Raw genomic sequence first — 3,395 nt, 5'->3', positions numbered from 1 at the left:
TGCGCAGCTCGTCGAGCTCGGACTGGCGGGCCATCTCGTCGAAGCTGGCGCGGAACTCCGCCGCCATGCCGCGCAGCTTCGCCATGAACTGGCCGAGGCGGCGCAGCAGCATGGGCAGGTCCTTGGGACCCACCACGATCAGCGCCACCACGGCGATGACGAGCAGCTCTGTGGCGCCGATATCGGGAAGCATGCGCTGGCCTAGGCGAAGACGCCGGCCGCGATCAAGTCCGCGCCGGCGCCGAAATCAGCTGGTGGACGCGTGGCGGTCAGCCGCGCGTGGTGTCCTTCTCGCGCTCCTTGGGGAGCGGCTTGGCGTCGGCCTGCTCGGTGTCGTCCTCACCCTTCAGGCCGTCGCGGAAGGCGCGGATGCCCTTGGCGGCGTCGCCCATGAGGCCGGACAGCTTGCCGCGGCCGCCGAACAGCAGGGCCACGACGACCAGCACGATCAGCCAGTGCCAGATGGAAAAAGAGCCCATGACGGCCACACTCCTTGGTAGGTCGCGCCCCCGGCGACCGGATAGCTTCGCGGGCTATATAGTCCGTCGTCGCGGCCCGCGCCAACGCCGACTCCGCGGCCTAACGGCCCGCCTCTTCCTCGCCCAGGAAATCGATGTGGAATTCCGGCGTCTCGGCGGCGTCCAGCGGGTCCTCGTCGGGCGCCAGCTGGTCGGGATTGGGCACGGCGAAATCGGACGGAAGGTCGAGGGAGAGCAGGCCCGCGGCCTTCATCTCCGCGGCGCCGGGCAGGTCGGCGAGGCTGGTCAGGCCGTAGTGCTCCAGGAAGGCGTCGGTGGTGCCGTAGGTGACCGGGCGGCCGGGCGTCCGCCGCCGGCCGCGCATGCGCACGAGGCCCAGCTCCAGGAGGACGTCGAGGGTGCCCTTGCTGGCCTGGACGCCGCGCACGGCCTCGATCTCGGCGCGGGTCACCGGCTGGTGGTAGGCGATGATGGCGAGCGTCTCCTGCGCGGCCTTGGAGAGGCGCCGCGGCTCCTCCTTCTCCTCGGTCATCAGCCAGGCGAGGTCGGCGGCGGTCTGGAAGCGCCAGCGGCCGGCCACGCAGGCCAGCTCGACGCCGCGTCCCGCGTAGCGGGCCTGCAGGGCAGCGATCGCGCCCTCCACGTCGGCGCCTTCGGGCAGCCTCCGGGCCAGGTCCTCCAGGCTCAGGGGGCCCGCGGCGGCGAACAGCAGGGCCTCGACCTCGCGCTCGGTCTCGACGCTCACGGCCGGACCTCCGGACGCCGCTTCAGGTAGATGTCGGCGAAGGCCTCGAGCTGGCGGGCCTCCAGCGCCCCTTCCTTCACCAGTTCGAGGCTGGCCGACAGCGTCGAGGCGAGGAAGGAGGCGCGGCTCGGCCCATGGTCGGCCGGGCCGTGGGGCGCGACCCCGGCCAGCGGGGTCCAGCGGTCGAGGTCGGGCAGCAGGCTGCGCAACCGGTCGCGGGCGTCCTCCAGCGGATAGGCCACCGGGGCGCGGGGCGTGTAGTGGCGGCCCTGCTCCTTCCGCCGCTGGTCGATGTAGGCGCTCATCAGGCTGTAGAGGTCGCCCTCGATCCGGCCCGAAGGGATGACCTTGATGGCCTCAGGGTCGCCGCGGCCGAAGACATCGCGGCCGAGCTGCGGGCGCGCCTTCAGGGCCTCGCCGGCCTTGCGCATGGCGTCGAGCTTGGCCAGCCGGAAGGCGAGCCGCGCGGCGATCTCCTCGGCCGGCGCCTCCTCGGGCTTCATCTTCTCGGGCTTCGGCAGCAGCAGGCGCGACTTCAGGTAGGCAAGCCAGGCGGCCATCACGAGGTAGTCGGCCGCCAGCGAGAAGCGCATCCGCCGGGCCTGCTGGACGAACGACAGGTACTGCTCGGCCAGCTTCAGGATCGAGAGCTGGAGCAGGTCCACCTTCTGGCTGCGGGCCAGCGCCAGCAGGACGTGCAGCGGGCCTTCGTAGCCCTCGATGTCGACGATCAGGGCCTCGCCGTCTTCGGCGGCCGTGGCCGCGGCGGTGAAGTCGAGGTTGGGCTGGAAACCGCCGCTCATGCGTAGCGTCCTTCGAAGGCGGCGTCGAAGCGGGCGCGGCCCTCGGCGGCGTCGAACGGCTCCGGTCGGGCCGGCAGTCGGGCGAGCGCCGCGCGGGCCCGTTCGGCCGCCTTCCCCTCCAGCGCGCCCGCGCCCTCGGCCACCTGGCGCATGGCGGACATGTCGCCCTCGCCGTGCAGGACGACGTCGCAGCCGGCCGCCCGCGAACGCTCCGCCCGCTCGGCGAAGCCGCCGTCCAGCGCCTGCATGGCGAGGTCGTCGCTCATCACGAGCCCTTCGAAGCCGATCGCCCCGCGGATCACCCGCTCGAACACCCTAGCCGAGGTGGTCGCCGGGCGCGCGCCGTCGATGGCGGCGTAGATCACATGGGCTGTCATCGCCATGGGCAGGTCGGCGAGCGCCCGGAACGGGGCGAAGTCGCGGGTCTCCAGCGCCTCGACCGAGGCTTCGACCACCGGAAGCGCCTCGTGGCTGTCGGCGGCCGCGCGGCCGTGGCCGGGCATGTGCTTGGCCACCGGCAGGACACCGCCGGCCAGCAGCCCCTCGGCCGCCGCCCGGCCGAGCGCGGCCACCTCGGCCGCATCGTCCGAGTAGGCGCGGTCGCCGATCACCTCATGGCCCTCCGTATCGCGCACGTCGAGCACCGGCAGGCAGTCGACGTTGACGCCGACGGCCGCCAGGTCATGGGCCAGCAGACGCGCGCCCAGCCGCGTGACCTCGCGCCGGCTCTCCGGCGGCAGCTCGCCATAGGCGCGGCCCGGCGGATAGCGCTTCCAGTGCGGCGGCTTCAGCCGGGCCACCCGGCCGCCCTCCTGGTCGACGAGGATCGGGGCGTCGCCACGCTCTACCCTCCCGCGCAGGTCGTCGGTGAGCCGGCGCACCTGGCCCGGGGTCTCGACGTTGCGGCCGAAGAGGATGAACCCCCAGGGCTTCACGGCGCGGAAGAAGGCCGCCTCCTCCGCGGTCAGGGTCGGGCCCGAGCAGCCGAGGATGGCGGCGCAGGCGCTCACCGGACGAAGCAGCTCTTCCCGGCGGCCTTCAGCCTGTCGCAGAAGGCGGTGGCCTGCGCCCGGTCGGCGAAGCCGGTGACGGCCGTGCGGTAGAGGACCGAGCCGTCGCGCTCGATGCGCTCCACGCTCTTGCCCTTGCCGGCGGCGAGGCCCGGTGCGGCGGCGACCGCCTCGTTCCAGGCCCTGTCGGCGAGCGCGGTCGAGGACACCGCTCCGATCTGCACCGCGGCCCCGCCGGTGGAGGTCGCCGCAGGCGCGGGCGCCGGCGCGGCCTTCGGAGCCGGCGGCGGCGCAGCGGCGGCGACCGGGGGCGGCGGCGCGGCCTTGGGGGCCGCCGTCTGGGCGGCCGGCAGGGCGG

At 73.9% G+C, this 3,395-nt stretch carries 6 protein-coding genes; all 6 read right to left on the bottom strand.

Annotation, left to right across the window (positions count from 1 at the left end; all coding sequences use genetic code 11):
* The coding region (gene tatB, locus V7Z97_RS19860) for a Sec-independent protein translocase protein TatB (RefSeq protein ID WP_334165281.1) at positions 1-193 on the bottom strand (193 nt) is incomplete at its 3' end.
* 76 nt (positions 194-269) lie between these two features.
* Positions 270-479 (bottom strand): twin-arginine translocase TatA/TatE family subunit, encoded by a 210-nt coding sequence (locus V7Z97_RS19855; protein ID WP_334165280.1) that lies wholly within the window; start codon positions 477-479, stop codon positions 270-272.
* 100 nt (positions 480-579) lie between these two features.
* Positions 580-1,224 carry an SMC-Scp complex subunit ScpB gene (gene scpB / locus V7Z97_RS19850; RefSeq protein ID WP_334165279.1) on the bottom strand — a complete coding sequence of 215 codons (645 nt, stop codon included), beginning with the start codon at positions 1,222-1,224 and terminating at the stop codon, positions 580-582.
* Positions 1,221-2,027, bottom strand: coding sequence for a segregation and condensation protein A (locus tag V7Z97_RS19845; protein WP_334165276.1), 807 nt, complete (start codon positions 2,025-2,027; stop codon positions 1,221-1,223). The genes scpB and V7Z97_RS19845 overlap by 4 nt, the downstream gene beginning before the upstream one ends.
* Positions 2,024-3,037 carry a beta-N-acetylhexosaminidase gene (gene nagZ, locus V7Z97_RS19840; RefSeq protein ID WP_334165275.1) on the bottom strand — a complete coding sequence of 338 codons (1,014 nt, stop codon included), beginning with the start codon at positions 3,035-3,037 and terminating at the stop codon, positions 2,024-2,026. Before nagZ ends, V7Z97_RS19845 begins: the two co-directional genes overlap by 4 nt.
* A partial coding sequence (locus tag V7Z97_RS19835; RefSeq protein ID WP_334165272.1) for an SPOR domain-containing protein occupies positions 3,034-3,395 on the bottom strand: 362 nt, incomplete at its 5' end. The genes V7Z97_RS19835 and nagZ, both read right to left, overlap by 4 nt.

This window comes from Phenylobacterium sp. (genome assembly GCF_036821595.1).
In the GTDB taxonomy this organism is placed as follows: domain Bacteria; phylum Pseudomonadota; class Alphaproteobacteria; order Caulobacterales; family Caulobacteraceae; genus Phenylobacterium.
This window is presented reverse-complemented; position numbering and strand designations above follow the sequence as displayed.